Source organism: Pectobacterium sp. F1-1 (genome assembly GCF_025643735.1).
GTDB classification, from domain to species: Bacteria; Pseudomonadota; Gammaproteobacteria; order Enterobacterales; family Enterobacteriaceae; genus Pectobacterium; species Pectobacterium colocasium.
On the sequence record NZ_CP104733.1, the window covers coordinates 3,383,493 to 3,398,700 of the forward strand.

Annotated in this window: 13 protein-coding genes and 1 pseudogene; 7 read left to right on the top strand and 7 right to left on the bottom strand. The window is 51.9% G+C overall.

Annotated features, from left to right (window positions below):
• The 4 genes from NAL19_RS15115 to NAL19_RS15130 all read right to left on the bottom strand — a co-directional run bounded on the left by NAL19_RS15115 (position 1) and on the right by NAL19_RS15130 (position 5,437).
• Complete coding sequence (locus NAL19_RS15115) at positions 1-564, bottom strand: YolA family protein (protein WP_263057777.1); 564 nt, start codon at positions 562-564, stop codon at positions 1-3.
• Positions 565-794: 230 nt separating this feature from the next.
• Positions 795-1,610, bottom strand: a complete 816-nt coding sequence (gene pstB / locus NAL19_RS15120; RefSeq protein ID WP_180741829.1) for a phosphate ABC transporter ATP-binding protein PstB — start codon at positions 1,608-1,610, stop codon at positions 795-797.
• 15 nt (positions 1,611-1,625) lie between these two features.
• Positions 1,626-3,272: a phosphate ABC transporter permease PstA gene (pstA, locus tag NAL19_RS15125; RefSeq protein WP_263057778.1), complete on the bottom strand. Its 1,647-nt coding sequence runs from the start codon at positions 3,270-3,272 to the stop codon at positions 1,626-1,628.
• A complete protein-coding gene (locus tag NAL19_RS15130; protein WP_263057779.1) occupies positions 3,269-5,437 on the bottom strand; it encodes an ABC transporter permease subunit in 2,169 nt (722 codons plus the stop codon). The genes pstA and NAL19_RS15130 overlap by 4 nt, the downstream gene beginning before the upstream one ends.
• Positions 5,438-5,654: 217 nt before the next feature.
• On the opposite strand from NAL19_RS15130, the pseudogene ppk1 reads away from it, so the two are divergent.
• The 4 genes and pseudogenes from ppk1 (at position 5,655) to NAL19_RS15150 (ending at position 10,128) form a co-directional block, all read left to right on the top strand.
• Positions 5,655-7,726, top strand: a pseudogene (gene ppk1, locus NAL19_RS15135) (polyphosphate kinase 1).
• On the top strand, positions 7,726-9,261 hold the full coding sequence (ppx, locus tag NAL19_RS15140) for an exopolyphosphatase (protein WP_263057780.1): 1,536 nt from the start codon (positions 7,726-7,728) through the stop codon (positions 9,259-9,261). The pseudogene ppk1 and the gene ppx overlap by 1 nt, the downstream one beginning before the upstream one ends.
• A gap of 230 nt (positions 9,262-9,491) precedes the next feature.
• A complete protein-coding gene (locus NAL19_RS15145; protein WP_180741824.1) occupies positions 9,492-9,680 on the top strand; it encodes a YjfB family protein in 189 nt (62 codons plus the stop codon).
• Between the two features lie 232 nt (positions 9,681-9,912).
• Positions 9,913-10,128: a YfgG family protein gene (locus NAL19_RS15150; protein ID WP_015841127.1), complete on the top strand. Its 216-nt coding sequence runs from the start codon at positions 9,913-9,915 to the stop codon at positions 10,126-10,128.
• Positions 10,129-10,342: 214 nt separating this feature from the next.
• Here the strand turns inward: NAL19_RS15150 and NAL19_RS15155 are convergent, their stop codons facing one another.
• Together NAL19_RS15155 and NAL19_RS15160 are read right to left on the bottom strand one after the other, a co-directional pair.
• Complete coding sequence (locus NAL19_RS15155; protein WP_137740329.1) at positions 10,343-10,768, bottom strand: organic hydroperoxide resistance protein; 426 nt, start codon at positions 10,766-10,768, stop codon at positions 10,343-10,345.
• Between the two features lie 176 nt (positions 10,769-10,944).
• Positions 10,945-11,394, bottom strand: a complete 450-nt coding sequence (locus NAL19_RS15160) for a MarR family winged helix-turn-helix transcriptional regulator (RefSeq protein ID WP_225085359.1) — start codon at positions 11,392-11,394, stop codon at positions 10,945-10,947.
• 221 nt (positions 11,395-11,615) lie between these two features.
• Here NAL19_RS15160 and mgtE point away from each other — a divergent pair, with 221 nt between their 5' ends.
• The 3 genes from mgtE (at position 11,616) to NAL19_RS15175 (ending at position 13,994) form a co-directional block, all read left to right on the top strand.
• A complete protein-coding gene (gene mgtE, locus NAL19_RS15165) occupies positions 11,616-13,094 on the top strand; it encodes a magnesium transporter (protein WP_263057781.1) in 1,479 nt (492 codons plus the stop codon).
• A gap of 115 nt (positions 13,095-13,209) precedes the next feature.
• Complete coding sequence (locus NAL19_RS15170) at positions 13,210-13,392, top strand: type II toxin-antitoxin system HicA family toxin (protein ID WP_039515475.1); 183 nt, start codon at positions 13,210-13,212, stop codon at positions 13,390-13,392.
• Between the two features lie 164 nt (positions 13,393-13,556).
• Positions 13,557-13,994: a hypothetical protein gene (locus NAL19_RS15175; protein WP_225085361.1), complete on the top strand. Its 438-nt coding sequence runs from the start codon at positions 13,557-13,559 to the stop codon at positions 13,992-13,994.
• Positions 13,995-14,036: 42 nt separating this feature from the next.
• Here the strand turns inward: NAL19_RS15175 and galK are convergent, their stop codons facing one another.
• Entirely contained in the window at positions 14,037-15,200 is a 1,164-nt protein-coding gene (gene galK / locus NAL19_RS15180) for a galactokinase (protein ID WP_263057782.1), read from the bottom strand.
• Positions 15,201-15,208 lie beyond the last annotated feature (8 nt).

The window sequence follows — 15,208 nt, forward strand, 5'->3', positions numbered from 1 at the left end:
TTATCGAATATTCAGTGAAGTACTGAGCGTTCTAAAAGGTGCATTAGTCGAAGTAGATTGATAGCGGAAAGGACCTGACTGCATACCATCGCCATTGAAATAAGCCATCCATCCCACATAAGTCGAGCCTACAGGGCATGACTCGGTATAATAACCACCGACGACACAGACGCCATTAACCTGATAGGGACTCTTTTGCGTACCATTCACCCAGCCAAAGCGGTTATTACCATAGCCCACTTCCAGCACTGCAATTCGCAGTTGCGCTCCACCATGATCCTGAGTTGTCGCAAGTTTATTTGGGCCAATATATTCCCAGGCTCCGCCATTCTGTGTTGACGCCACAGCATAGACATAGACAGAACTCAAAGCAGGCGCTGGCGCACGAAGTGGCTTATAGTCCTGAGAAGAGGGTTCATTTGCTGATGTTGGGTTCTCCAGAAGGGGGGAGTCGAATGCTGTAATTACCTCCGCTACTGGCTCTTCCTGAGCCTGAGAATAAACCGGAAACATCACACTAACCAACATACTGAATGCAACACCAATATATATTTTCTTTCTCATCCTGAGTAATTCCATTTAAATACAGCCAATCGCTGCATATAAACTATGAATCAAAATTTTATTTTTTCAGTAATTAGATCACAAAAAAACAAAAACTTTTAAATTAAAAAACAATAATTAATCGGTTATTTATTTTTATGAAAACTTAAAAATATTCGCAATATCATTACCATTCATAATAAAATGATACGCATAGAAATGATATTGCATTCTATTATTTAAGTACGATTCTAACCAAAGCGACCCGTAATATAATCCTCCGTGCGGCGCTGCGTCGGAGAGGTAAACAGATCGTCCGTACGGTTGTACTCAATTAATTTGCCCTGATTGATAAATGCGGTGTAATCCGATACGCGGGCCGCCTGCTGCATGTTGTGCGTCACCAGCACCAGTGTGAAATGCTGCTTTAGCGTTCCCATCAGTTCCTCGACAACTAGCGTCGAAATGGGATCGAGCGCGGAGGTCGGCTCATCCAGCAACAGCACTTCCGGCTCAATCGCGATCGCCCGGGCTATCACCAGGCGCTGCTGCTGCCCGCTGGATAGCGTCAACGCGTTGTCGCTCAGCCGATCCTTGACTTCATGCCACAGCGCCGCCGCCCGCAGCGCCCGTTCAACGGCATCATCCAGAAAGCGGCGATCGCGTAGCCCCTGTAATCTCAGGCCATAAATCACGTTTTCATAGATCGATTTGGGAAACGGATTCGGGCGTTGAAAAACCATGCCGACCCGGCGACGTAACACAGCAACATCCAACTGGGGATCGTTAATAGGCATGCCGTTCAACCAGATATCGCCCTCGGTACGACAGTCGTCCACCAGATCGTTCATACGATTAAAACAGCGTAACAGCGTGGATTTACCACACCCCGACGGCCCAATCAGCGCCGTGACCTGCTTCTTCGGAATACGAATCGAAATATCGTTCAGCGCCTGCTTGTCACCATAGTACAAATTCAGATGTTCCACGGTTAACATCGTCTGTTCATCACTCAGTTGATGAACATCAGGTAACGGTGCCATCTCCTTTTGTGTCATAAATCCCATAACTTCATCCTACTTTCAAAGTGATAACGAACGATATTTCTCACGCAGAACGTGGCGGATTCCAATCGCCGCAAGGTTCAACCCGACGACAATCAACACCAGTAGCAGCGCAGTAATGTATACCAGCGGCCTGGCGGCTTCCACGTCCGGGCTTTGGAACGCCAAATCGTAAATCTGGAATCCCAGATGCATAAATTTTCGCTCAAGATGCAGGTAAGGGAAAATGTCATCAACCGGTAACACCGGCACCGACTTCACCACGCCGACCAACATCAGCGGCGCCGTTTCCCCTGCGGCACGCGCCACGGCGAGGATTAAACCGGTCATCATCGCAGGAACCGCCATCGGCAACACGACGTGCCACAGCGTTTCGGCCTTGGTGGCACCTAACGCCAGTGAGCCGTGACGTACCGACATCGGGATACGTGACAATCCTTCCTCCGTCGCCACAATAACCACCGGCAGCGTCAGCAATGCCAGCGTCAGCGACGCCCACAGCAGCCCCGGTGTACCAAATGTCGGATTAGGCAGCGCTTCAGCATAGAACAGCTGATCCAGCGTGCCACCGATGAGATAAACAAAAAAACCTAATCCAAACACGCCATAAACAATGGAAGGCACCCCAGCCAGATTGACCACGGCAACCCGCACCCAGCGCGTTAAGCTGTTTTTCCCTGCGTATTCATGTAGATAAACCGCCGCGATCACGCCCAGTGGCATCACCACAATAGACATCAGCACCACCATCAAAACGGTGCCAAAGATGGCAGGGAAAAGATGGCCTGCGCTGTTGCTGTCCGGCGAGTAGTGCGCCAGCATATATTTCGCCTGACTGCCCCAGTGGCTGACTTTTTTCCACAGATTCATCGCATTCGGATACCAGGCCTGTTCAATGTCCCTGAGCGGAATAAGATGAATGCTGCCGTTCGCATCCTGTAGCTGCACGGTATCGCGATTAATATCCAGATTGAGTGCCGTTAACTGACGCGACAGCTCATCGAAGCGGCGTTGCAGCTCAATACGTTCAGCCTGAAGGCGAGCCAGTGCTTGATTATCTAACGTTCGGGTCTGCTGCCGCTTTTTCTCCTCCAGCCGTAGCGCTTCAAACTGCTGGTTGATCTTCGCCATCTCCCCCATGCGGATGGCCTGCGCCTTCGCGAGCAGCCCCTGCACCTGCTCGACGCGGTGCTGTAAGGTCGCCGGGAGATCCGTCGCCACCAACGGCTGTTCACCCTCCAACATGCCGGCAAGGTAACCATAGGCGGTGCCGTTGTTGGTTCGCTTTAACACCAGAATGTCGGCAGGTTTATCAAAACGAACAATGTCACGTGACAGCAACGAACGAAAACTTTGACCATGAATTTCACGCTGGCCAATCTTAATCAAATAGCGTGTTTCAGTATCCCCAGATGCAGAGGTTAGACCTGCCTGTACTAACTGCTGAGGTGAAAGCGTCTGCTCGGCATAAATTTCCCCCATTAGCGCGCGCTGCACACCCTGTTCCGGCTGTAGCGTCAGCAGCCAGACAGGCTGCGGCCACAAATAGCGCATGCCCTGCCCCGCCAGCAGCACGATGATTGCCAGCATCGCCAGCAGGCTAATGGAAATGGACGATGCGGTCAGCCACACCCAGGGCCTTCCCGAACGGAACCAGCGCTTCACGCGTTTTCTCCTTCATCACGGTAGCGTTGACGCAAACGCTGCCGGATAGTTTCAGCCAGCGTATTCACAATGAATGTGAAAACAAACAGCGTTAACGCCGTTAAGAACAGCACCCGATAGTGACCGCTATTCGTTACGGCTTCCGGCATTTCGATGGCAATATTCGCCGCCAGCGAACGCAAGCCCTGAAGCAGGCCTTCATCCATAATCGGCGTGTTGCCCGTCGCCATAAGCACAATCATGGTTTCCCCCACGGCGCGGCCAAAGCTCAGCATCAGCGCGGCGAAAATCCCGGCACTGGCGGACGGCAGCACGACGCGCCACAGGGTTTGCCACGCCGTCGCACCCAGCGCCAGCGAGCCCTGACTTAAACGCGCCGGTACGCTGAACAGAGCATCTTCCGCCAGCGAAAAAATCAGCGGAATCAGAGCGAAGCCGAGAGCGACGCCCGCCACCAGCGTATTACGTTGCACAAAGTCATCACCCAGCCACTTGTACAGCGGCTGCCCTAATACCCAGATTTCCATGCGTGGCGCAATCCAACAGCCGACGACAAATGTCAGCAGGATCGTGGGGATAAGGAAGAGTACGTCCCAGCCGACGGGGAAGCGGTGACGCCAGCGCGTCGGCAGGCATTCAATCAGCCAGCCGCAGCCGAGCACCGCCAGCATCCATAAAATCGGCATAACCAGAATGGCGGACAAGTATGTCGCAAAATGCGGAGCCAGCCAGATGGCGGCAATCAAGCCAACGACGACCGTCGGCAGCGCCCCCATGATTTCCAGCGTGGGTTTAATCCAGCGTCGCAGCGTCGGCGACATAAAGCAGGCGGTATAAACCGCTGCAGACAGCGCCAGCGGCGTGGCAAACAGCATGGCGTAGATCGCCGCTTTCATCGTACCCAGCATCAGCGGCATCATACTGAATTTGGCCTGATAACTGTCATCCGCAGACGTGGATTGCCAGATATAGGCAGGCTCCGGGTAATTCTCATACCACAATTTTTGCCACAGCCCGCGCCAGCCGATATCGGGATATGGATTATCAACCTGATAGCGGTGCCACCCCTGCGCCGTTTCAACCAGCATGGCAGATCCGTGCGGCGAAAACGCCAGTCTCTGCGCATGAGCCGGTAACGTCTGCGTCAGCAGCGCATGCGACTGCTTGCTGGCAAACAGCGACAGTTCACCCTGTGCGCTCAATGTGGCAAAGACGCGCCGCTGCCTCTCCGTTGCCAACAACACCGACTCGCCCGTAACGTGCGGAAACTGACGAATCTCTGTCAGCGTCGCGCCCTTTTCGCCCGGAACGTCAAACCATTGGCTAATCTGCCCGTCAGCAGCCTGCACCAACAGCGATCGTCCACCGGACAACAGCGCCAAATGCAGCGGTTCCGCCAGCTGCAACTGGCGCTCTTCCCGCAGCGTCAGCGCATTCGCCCCCACCTGCCATAGTGTTAATGTCTTACCGCTGAGCAAATACACCTGCTGCCCGTCGGGTGTCAGCAGCAGTTGGTTAATCGTCCCCGCCGGAAGCATAATCTGTGCCCGTTTCCGCACACCACTTTCATCAACATCAGCGATGATCAACGCATTTTCCTGCCCGATAGCCGCAACAACGGCATGCGTTTCGTCCACCGCCGCCACCGCCAGATGACGCAACGGCTGCGCAGGCAGCCCAAGCGAATAGGCCTGCTCCCCCAGCGGATAAACCCAGACGGGAGAACGGTTTTCCGTACGCGATAACACGGGCTGCACAAAAACCAAACGGCCGTCAGGCTGGCTCAGCGCGTAAGTCTGTCGATCTCCCTGACTTTGCGCCACTAAACTCAGCGCAGGAATCAGTCGAATGCGCGACATAGGCTGGTTTTCCGCAAACGGAATAAACTCCCCATAGCCCTGACGGTCGATGCGAAACCCAATTTGCCCGTTGTCGCTAAGCCCCAACACCAGTGACGCTTCCCCAGCCTGACGCTGCACCGTTTTTTGGCCATTAACCGTGGGGGAAAGGAACAGTGGCGTCACCACATACAGGAGATAAAAGAAGATTAACAACAGCATAGCCAATACCAGCAGCCCGCTGCCCGCCACAATGCGGTGAACCAAACGATCTACCCACGCTCGTCGACGATCCCGATACTGTGATGTGTTGACTGTTTTTACCATTATTCTCGCCGTTAGAGTGAAGCTGCCAGAGTCGTGTTGTTAACGTATTGCGGGTAGCATATGTTGCCTTTACGCCCATAATATGACAATGGTAAGTCTGTCTATGAATTAGATTTTATCGTCATCAACACGCCATAATGTTGTTGTACCCTATCTCCACAACGGAAGGGTATGAATATTGGATGAACCTTCAGTACATGAGTTGAGCGGAGTGACAATGGGTCAGGACAAACTCTACATAGAGAAAGAACTAAGTTGGTTATCCTTTAATGAGCGAGTACTTCAGGAAGCAGCAGACAAAAGCAATCCGTTAATCGAACGCATGCGCTTTCTGGGCATCTACTCCAGCAACCTTGATGAATTTTATAAAGTCCGTTTTGCCGATTTGAAAAGACGCATTCTGATTAATGAAGAACAAGGTCTGGACGGCAATCTACGGCATCTTTTAGGCAAAATTCAGGCGCGTGTTCTCAAAACCGATCAAATTTTTGACAGCTTGTACAATGAACTGCTGCTGGAGATGGCGCGTAACCAGATTTTTCTGGTCAATGAACGTCAGGTTTCCCCTAATCAGCAAGAGTGGCTGAGAGATTACTTCCGGCAATATCTGCGCCCGCACATCACGCCGATACTGATCTTTGATGAAACCGATCTGGTGGAATTCCTGAAGGACAGTTATACCTATCTTGCCGTCGAGATTATTCGTGGCGATGAGATCAACTACGCCCTGCTGGAAATTCCTTCAGATAAAATACCGCGCTTCGTCAACCTGCCAGCGGAAGCGCCGCGCCGTCGTAAGACCATGATCCTCATCGATAACATTCTGCGCTACTGTCTGGATGATATCTTCAAGGGCTTCTTCGATTATGATGCGCTGAACGCGTACTCCATGAAAATGACGCGCGATGCGGAATACGATCTGGTGACGGAAATGGAATCCAGCCTGCTGGAGCTGATGTCTTCCAGCCTGAAGCAGCGCTTAACCGCCGAGCCGGTGAGATTCGTTTATCAGCGTGACATGCCGGACGCGATGGTTGCCATGCTGCTGGATAAACTGGGCATCTCTTCCTACGATTCCGTCATCCCCGGCGGGCGTTACCATAATTTCAAAGATTTCATCTCTTTCCCGAACGTCGGACGCGCCAATCTGGTCAACAAACCGTTGCCACGTCTGCGACACACCGGATTCAACCATTTCCGCAACGGGTTTGATGCGATCCGTGAGCGCGACGTGCTGCTCTATTATCCGTACCACACCTTCGAGCATGTATTGGAACTGCTGCGACAAGCCTCTTTCGACCCCAACGTGCTGTCCATCAAAATCAATATTTACCGCGTCGCCAAAGATTCGCGCATCATTAATTCAATGATCCATGCGGCGCACAACGGTAAGAAAGTGACGGTCGTGGTCGAGCTACAGGCACGCTTTGACGAAGAAGCCAACATCCATTGGGCCAAGCGCCTGACGGAAGCTGGCGTGCACGTGATTTTCTCGGTGCCTGGGTTGAAGATTCACGCCAAGCTGTTCCTGATTTCCCGCCGTGAGGGGGAAAAGATTGTGCGTTACGCGCACATCGGTACCGGTAACTTCAACGAGAAAACCGCCCGCCTGTATACGGACTACTCGCTGCTGACCGCCGACGAACGCATTACCAACGAAGTGCGCCGCGTCTTCAACTTCATTGAAAACCCCTACCGTCCGGTTAGCTTCGAGCATTTGTTGGTGTCGCCGCAAAACTCCCGCGACAAGCTTTACCAACTGATCGACACCGAGATCGAGAACGCGCTGGCGAATCGTGATGCAGGCATTACGCTTAAGGTAAATAATCTGGTGGATAAAGGGCTGGCGGAAAGCTGTATCAGGCTTCCTCTGCGGGCGTGAAAATTAATCTGCTGGTGCGCGGCATGTGCTCACTGATTCCTAATTTACCGGGGATCAGTGAAAATATTCAGGTCATCAGTATTCTTGACCGCTATCTGGAACACGATCGGGTGTATGTCTTCAACAACGGCGGGGACAAGAAAGTCTATCTTTCTTCCGCAGACTGGATGACACGCAACATTGATTATCGCATTGAAGTCGCCGTGGAAATTCTTGACCCCACGTTGAAAACTCGCGTGCTGGAAACGCTGGATATCCTGTTCAGCGATACGGTGAAAGCCCGTGTCGTTGATAAAGAATCGAGCAACCGCTATGTATCCCGCGGTAACAAGCGTAAAGTACGCGCGCAAAATGCCATTTACGACTACATCAAGGCGTTGGAGCAACCTGGAGATAAGCCTGAATAATGCCGTTAACGAACAATGAAAAAACCGAGATGAAGCCGCAAGAATTCGCGGCCATCGACCTGGGTTCCAATAGTTTTCACATGGTGATCGCACGCGTGGTAAACGGTGCGCTTCAGGTATTGGGGCGTTTAAAACAGCGGGTACATCTGGCCGATGGGCTGGACAACAAAAATGTACTCAGCGAAGAGGCCATTCAACGCGGCCTGAGCTGTCTCGCGCTGTTTGCTGAACGCCTGCAAGGCTTCCCCGCCATGAACGTGTCCATCGTCGGCACGCACGCGCTGCGTCAGGCGGTCAACGCGCAGGAATTTTTGCGCCGCGCGGCGGACATCATCCCCTACCCAATAGAGATCATTTCCGGCCACGAAGAAGCCCGTCTGATCTTTATGGGCGTGGAGCATACGCAGCCGGAAAAAGGCCGTAAGCTGGTCATCGATATCGGCGGCGGTTCTACCGAGCTGGTTATCGGTGAAGATTTCGAGCCGATGCTGGTGGAAAGCCGTCGTATGGGTTGCGTCAGCTTTGCACAGCAATTTTTCCCGAACGGTGAAATCAGCGAAACCAACTTTAAGCGCGCCCGACTGGCTGCGGCGCAAAAGCTGGAGACACTGTCTTGGGAATACCGTATATACGGCTGGAAATTCGCCCTCGGCGCGTCTGGAACGATCAAAGCCACGCACGAAATTCTGGTGGAGATGGGAGAGAAAGACGGCCTGATTACCCCCGAACGGCTGGAAATGCTACGCACGCAGATCTTGCAGTTTAAGCATTTCAAATCACTGAGCCTACCGGGTCTGTCCGAAGATCGTCAGTCGGTGCTGGTGCCCGGTCTGGCTATTCTGTGTGGTATTTTCGATGCGCTGGCGATCAAAGAGCTACGCCTGTCCGATGGCGCGCTGCGTGAAGGCGTGCTGTACGAAATGGAAGGGCGTTTCCGCCATCAGGATATTCGCATCCGTACCGCGCAGAGTCTGGCGACCCATTACAATATCGACCGCGAGCAGGCGCGACGCGTGCGGGAAACCACGCAGCAGCTTTACGCGCAATGGGCACAGCAGAATCCTAATCTGGTACATCCCCAGTTGGAAGCGATCTTAAACTGGGCTTCCATGCTGCATGAGGTCGGGTTGGGCATTAACCATAGCGGTATGCACCGCCATTCCGCCTACATTCTGCAAAATACCAACCTGCCCGGTTTTAATCAGGAACAGCAGCTTGTGCTGTCGATGATCGTGCGGCTGCACCGTAAGGCGATCAAGCTGGAAGAGTTGCCGCGGCTGAACTTGTTCAAAAAGAAACAATATTTGCCGCTGGTACAGCTCCTGCGTCTGGCCACGCTGTTGAACAACCAGCGCCAGGCAACGACAACGCCGGAATCGTTACAGCTGCATACCGATGACAACAACTGGACACTGACGTTCCCACACGATTTCTTTAGCAACAACACGCTGGTACAACTAGATTTGGAACGGGAACAGGAATATTGGCAGGACGTCACCGGCTGGAAGCTGATGATCGAGGAAGAAAAAGCCTGATGACTGAAAATGTTGTCGGGTAATACGCGCATACGCCAAACCGCAGCGTGACGAAAAATTGTGCAATCGGGCTGTCTGATGAAGTCTGGTTAACATAAAGTTTACAGGGATAGGGCCGATACCAAATTGATGGCTGGCGAGAATTTTCGCTACCATCATGCAACCTCGGTGAAAAGGCGTACTTCCTTTTCGTCGGATAGGGCTCCCTACTCAGCTATGAGGAGAGTAAAATGGATGTATCACAGATTGCATCATTCGCCAGTGACCTCAGCACCATGCGTACCAGCAGTGAGGCCAGCGCGCTTATGACGAAAAAAGCGATCGATAATCAAGAAGCTGTCGTTTCCGGTATTCTGAAGGCATTACCACCTCTGCCTGCAAATCCGGCGATTGGGCGTAACGTCAATACTACGGCGTAATCCCTTGCACTACTCAACCCGCTTACCCGCTGTGGTTTGAGCGGGTTTCTGGTGTATCTTTCATTCCCCTCAGGCTCCCGCCTCTTCGTACTTACCCCCCTATTTCTTTGTACCGAACGTGCGAAAACCAAATCAGCCATCATCTTTTTCACTTCGGCAGATTGACCTCTCCTACTGCTTGTGCCTAAATAAACAACAGCGAATGTTCGCTTTCACAGAGGATTCACTGATAATGTCCACACTTATCCACAAACGGCGATTATCGATACGCCCACGACGAAGTGGCTCTCGGATCGCCCGTGCCGTTTTACTCATCAGTTTCATTATTCTTTTAGGCCGCTTTGCCTACTCCACCATCACCGCGTTTGGTCATCATCAAGACAAACAGCAGCAGCGTGCGGAACAATTACTGCTTCCTGCCAACGTACTCGTCAATCAGAAAGAGTAGCGCTTAACCCATCCGCACCTCACATTTTTCCTTTTCCTCATCGGGCTTATTGCTTACGTATTCTTGTGCCCGCTATTTACGTTTACGTCCGCTCCCGTTGCCTATTCAGACGACACCGTACAAATAAAAAAACGGCAGTGCGAATCTTCGCAGCCACCGTTTTCATCAATTAATCGTGTTCATCAATCAATAATAGACTGACGTCAAGCCGGGCTTAGACGATAGTCAGCGTCACGTCGATGTTGCCACGCGTTGCATTGGAGTATGGGCAAACGATATGGGCTTTCTGCACCAGATCTTCAGCCACCGCGCGATCCAAACCCGGCAGGGAAATTTTCAGTTCGACTTCGATACCAAATCCGGTAGGGATGGCACCGATGCCTACGCTGCCGTTTACTGTGGTATCAGCAGGTACGGCGATTTTCTCACGTGCGCCAACAAACTTCATCGCGCCCAGGAAGCAGGCAGAGTAACCCGCGGCAAACAGCTGTTCTGGGTTCGTGCCTTCACCGCCAGCGCCACCCAACTCACGTGGGGTCGTCAATTTAATATCAACCGCGTTATCGGAAGATACTGCACGACCATCACGACCACCCGTGGCCTGAGCATGAGCAACGTATAATACTTTTTCAATAGACATAATATGACTCCAGATAGTTAGGAATGGCCTAAGCGAGTGTCGATAGAACTCAGGCGTTATTTATATAGTGAAAAATTAAATCGCAAACTACTTATTTACTTAAAAAAAGCGACGCCAACAAGATGCTGCAAGCTAACTGACTGACTTCGCGGTGTATAAACCAACCGCTAACATCGTCAAAGATGTCCGATCAGGCTCTTACGCAGCGTTTCCAAATCTTTTTTGATCGTCTGTAATTGTTCGAGATGACATTCCGTCGCACAAAACACGCTTTCAGGAATCTCTCGCGCCTGTTGCTGAAGTGCTCGACCTGCTTCAGTTAAGCCAACCAGCACCTGGCGTTCATCTTCTGTTCCCCGGTTACGCACCACTAAACCGGCGCTCTGTAAACGTTTGAGCAGCGGTGTCAACGTAGCGGAATCCAGATACAGGCGTTCACCCAACTCAGATACCGTCAAACCATCACGCTCCCACAGCACCAGCATCACCAGATATTGGGGATAGGTCAGGTTCAAGTCAGACAGCAAACGACGATACAGTTTATTCATCGCCAGATTGGCTGAATACAGCGCAAAGCACAGCTGTCCATCCAGTTTGTAAGCGTTGTCGTTCATCGTCTCTGCCATCGGTGTTGGTTACGTTTCTTGCACTGACTATATATCGCTAAAAACTAAATAGCAAACGATTTAATAACTCATTAGACGAATGACCACAATAAAAAAACGCCTCAGGACACCATCGCCCTGCTTTTCAGACTGCGATTCGCCAGTAATCCTATTCTTAATCCACTGATTTTGCGCTACGTTTAATAAAATACGGACAAAAAACAGATCGAGCATAAAACATTATGTCGAGTGTAAAAAAACTTACCGACCTCCGGCGCCACATCTCCCTTCTGCTGTTGGAAAACAAGGAACTGGTTGAAGACATTATCAACCGGCAGCCGCGCGTGACAGAGCGCGATGGCGCACCGTTAAGCGACAGCGACGTATTAAGTAACAACATCGGGCTGCGTGAAAAAAGCATTCTGCTCGACCAAACCGCAGAAATCAGCGAGCTTATCATCGGGCTGCACGCCGCTGACCTTGCCGATTTACTGGAGTCTTTACCGCAGGATGAGCGTCTGGCGCTCTGGCGACTGATCCCCATAGAGAAGCGCGGCCGCGTGTTGATTGAGGCCTCAGACAGCATTTCCGACGACCTGATCGGCGATATGCAGGATAAAGAAATCCTGAGAGCCGTTCGAATACTGGATGTCGATGAACAGGCTCAGCTTTCTCGTCTTGTTCCTCGTCACCTGTTAGGCAGAATACTGACCTCGCTTGAGCCGAAGCAGCGTGCGCAGCTACGCGCCGCCATCAATTATGATGAAGACTGCCTCGGGCACATGATGGATTTCAAACTCATCACCGTGCGCGCCGACGTCACGCTCGCAGCCGTACAGCGCTACCTGCGCTACCGCAAAGCCATCCCCGAATCGACCGACAAACTGTTCGTTACCGATCGCAAGAACACGCTGATCGGTGAGCTGTCGCTGGCCAGTATTCTGCTTCACGCACCTCAGACAAGGGTTAATGACGTCATGGACGATCAGCCATTGAGGTTTCAGCCTGAAGATAAAGTCGAAGAAGCCGCGGGGGCGTTTGAACGTTACGATTTAATTTCCAGCGCCGTGGTCGATAGCAAAGGAAAACTCATGGGACGCCTGACGATTGAGGATATCCTCGACGTCGTGAACCGGGAAAGCGACAGCAATCTGCGGCGTTCAGGGGGGTTGACGCCCTCTGAAGATGTTTATGCTCCCGTGTATAAATCGTTCCGCAATCGCTGGGCATGGCTGGCCGTCAATCTTTGTACGGCGCTCATCGCCTCGCGGGTCATTGGCCTGTTTGAGCACACATTATCTCATTTGGTGGCGCTGGCGACGCTGATGCCGATTGTCGCGGGAATTGGCGGGAATACCGGCAACCAGACGATCACCATGATTGTGCGTGCACTGGCGCTGCATCAGCTTGAACATGGTAAAAAATCGTACCTGCTGCTCAAAGAGCTCGGCGTCGCACTGGTTAACGGGGTGATATGGGGCACGATTATGGGCGTGGTGACCTTCCTGCTCTACGGCAGCGCCGCTATGGGTGGCGTAATGATGCTGGCGATTCTGCTAAATTTATTGCTCGCCGCGCTAATGGGCGTTGCGATCCCACTGATCATGATGAAACTCGGCCGCGATCCGGCCATCGGCTCCAGCGTAATGATTACCGCCATTACCGATACCGGCGGTTTCTTTATCTTTCTTGGGCTGGCAACCCTGTTTCTGCTGCCTTGATAAAAGCACTTAAGTTAACACCTGCGTTTCATTAAGAAACATATAAGTTGTCATTTTATACAAATAAGTTAATGTAGCTATAGGGTGAAAACTGAGCAACATGGCGGGATGCCAAATGAAATACTCTGAATTCAGACGCTGGCTTCTGCAACAAGGAGCAGAATTGACTAAAGCATCAGGAGGTGGGAGCCACCTTAAAGTTAAATTAAACGGAAAAGCATCCGTTCTGCCTTTTCATGGCGCAAAAGAAATACCTGAGCCTCTTCGTAAGAAAATCATGAAAGATTTGGGACTATGATACTTAAGGCTTACCAGCCAATTTGGCTTTTTTATATACCAAAATTTCTGTAAATTCAGCGAATTGGTTAGAAGAACCACTAATATGATTAAGTTGATACCACTATAATCTATGTAAGTGCGATTCTCGTTACATAGGGGGAAACCCCATTTAGAGGTAAAAGTATGTTCAACTATCCCGTAAAACTGGAACTCGACGAAGTAACCGGACAATACGTGGTTTCTTGCCGCGATTTGCCATTAATGAATTCGGTTGGTGACTCCGTTGACTCAGCCCTTCTGGAATCTGTTGACGGAATTGTTACCGCCATAGCCATCGAAATTGAAGAACGCCGCCCTGTTCCTTACGCTAGCGCGCCAATAGCAGGAGAGCACGTTGTCACGATCCCAGTATTAGTGACGATGAAGGCAGCATTACATAATGCAATGATTGAAACAGGAACGCGCAAAGCTGAACTTGCCAGACGGTTAGGCCAAAAAGGTCCGCAAATCGATCGCCTTTTGGACGTTGAACATTCATCAAAAGTTGAAACGATAGAGCTAGCTCTGCGCCAGCTTAACCGTGATGTTAATGTCTCTATTTCCCCACAAGTTCGACAATAAACTGAAAAGGTGAGGTTCCCCTCACCTTTCCCCAGCCAGAACTTAGCTTACGCGCCCGGCACCGCCGGATGCCTGACACAGATAGATGGACGGCTGAAGCCCGGTGCGCGCCGGATATTCACGTTCAATCACCTGTTTGACTTCGTCAGTCAGCGCTGAAGGGATAAGGGCGACAATGCAGCCGCCGAAACCACCGCCAGTCATGCGCACACCGCCCCGCTCGCCGACATAATCCTGAATCAGCGCGACCAGTGTATCGATCGGCGGCACGGTGATTTCAAAATCCTCGCGCATGGAGACATGGGATTCCGCCATCAGCGTAAACAAACGGTGAGCATCCTGACGCGCCAGCGCATCAGCCGCTTCCAGCGTACGGCGGTTCTCGGTAATAACATGTCGCGCACGACGTACCGCTACCGGATCCAGCCCCTCGATTCCCGCTTCAAACTGCGACAGTGAAACATCACGCAGCGCTTTAACGTTAAAGTGACGCGCTGCCGCTTCACACTGCTGGCGACGCGTGTTGTATTCGCTGTCCACCAACCCACGACGCACGTTAGAGTTCACGATCAGAACATCAACGCCGTCGAGCATACGCACCGCGCGCCCTTCCAGAGAGCGGCAGTCGATCAACATCGCCTGCCCTGCACGCCCTTGAGCGGAAATAAACTGATCCATAATGCCGCAGCTACAGCCGACAAAATCGTTTTCCGCCTGCTGCCCGTTTAACGCAATATCCAACTGGCTGATGTCCAGATTATTCAGCTCTTTGAACGTCTGCCCAATTGCCACTTCCAGCGAGGCCGATGAGCTTAGCCCTGCGCCAGACGGCACATTGCCGGAAACCACCATATCCATGCCAGTGAGCGGCAGGCCACGTGCCTGCAAAAACTTCACCGTGCCGCGGATATAGTTCGCCCAGGTGTATTCTGGATGAGGCACGATCGCGTTGGCGAGATCGAACTCGTCCTGCTGGTTGTCAAAATCCACCGCCACGACCCGCACGATGCCGTCCTGACGCACCGCCGCGCTGACCACCGTCTGGTAATCAATAGCACACGGCAAGACAAAACCATCGTTATAGTCGGTGTGTTCACCAATCAGGTTGACCCGACCAGGTGCCTGAATAGCGGCATGCGGCGCATAGCCAAATAATCGGACAAAAACAGACTCGGTTAACTGACGCAGAGAATCAATACGGCTCATAAAATGAC

Coding starts and splice junctions, on each gene's coding strand:
- NAL19_RS15115 (WP_263057777.1), bottom strand. CDS start 564: ATGAGAAAGAAAATATATATTGGTGTTGCATTCAGTATGTTGGTTAGT.
- pstB (WP_180741829.1), bottom strand. CDS start 1,610: ATGGGATTTATGACACAAAAGGAGATGGCACCGTTACCTGATGTTCAT.
- NAL19_RS15130 (WP_263057779.1), bottom strand. CDS start 5,437: ATGGTAAAAACAGTCAACACATCACAGTATCGGGATCGTCGACGAGCG.
- ppx (WP_263057780.1), top strand. CDS start 7,726: ATGCCGTTAACGAACAATGAAAAAACCGAGATGAAGCCGCAAGAATTC.
- NAL19_RS15145 (WP_180741824.1), top strand. CDS start 9,492: ATGGATGTATCACAGATTGCATCATTCGCCAGTGACCTCAGCACCATG.
- NAL19_RS15150 (WP_015841127.1), top strand. CDS start 9,913: ATGTCCACACTTATCCACAAACGGCGATTATCGATACGCCCACGACGA.
- NAL19_RS15155 (WP_137740329.1), bottom strand. CDS start 10,768: ATGTCTATTGAAAAAGTATTATACGTTGCTCATGCTCAGGCCACGGGT.
- NAL19_RS15160 (WP_225085359.1), bottom strand. CDS start 11,394: ATGGCAGAGACGATGAACGACAACGCTTACAAACTGGATGGACAGCTG.
- mgtE (WP_263057781.1), top strand. CDS start 11,616: ATGTCGAGTGTAAAAAAACTTACCGACCTCCGGCGCCACATCTCCCTT.
- NAL19_RS15170 (WP_039515475.1), top strand. CDS start 13,210: ATGAAATACTCTGAATTCAGACGCTGGCTTCTGCAACAAGGAGCAGAA.
- NAL19_RS15175 (WP_225085361.1), top strand. CDS start 13,557: ATGTTCAACTATCCCGTAAAACTGGAACTCGACGAAGTAACCGGACAA.
- galK (WP_263057782.1), bottom strand. CDS start 15,200: ATGAGCCGTATTGATTCTCTGCGTCAGTTAACCGAGTCTGTTTTTGTC.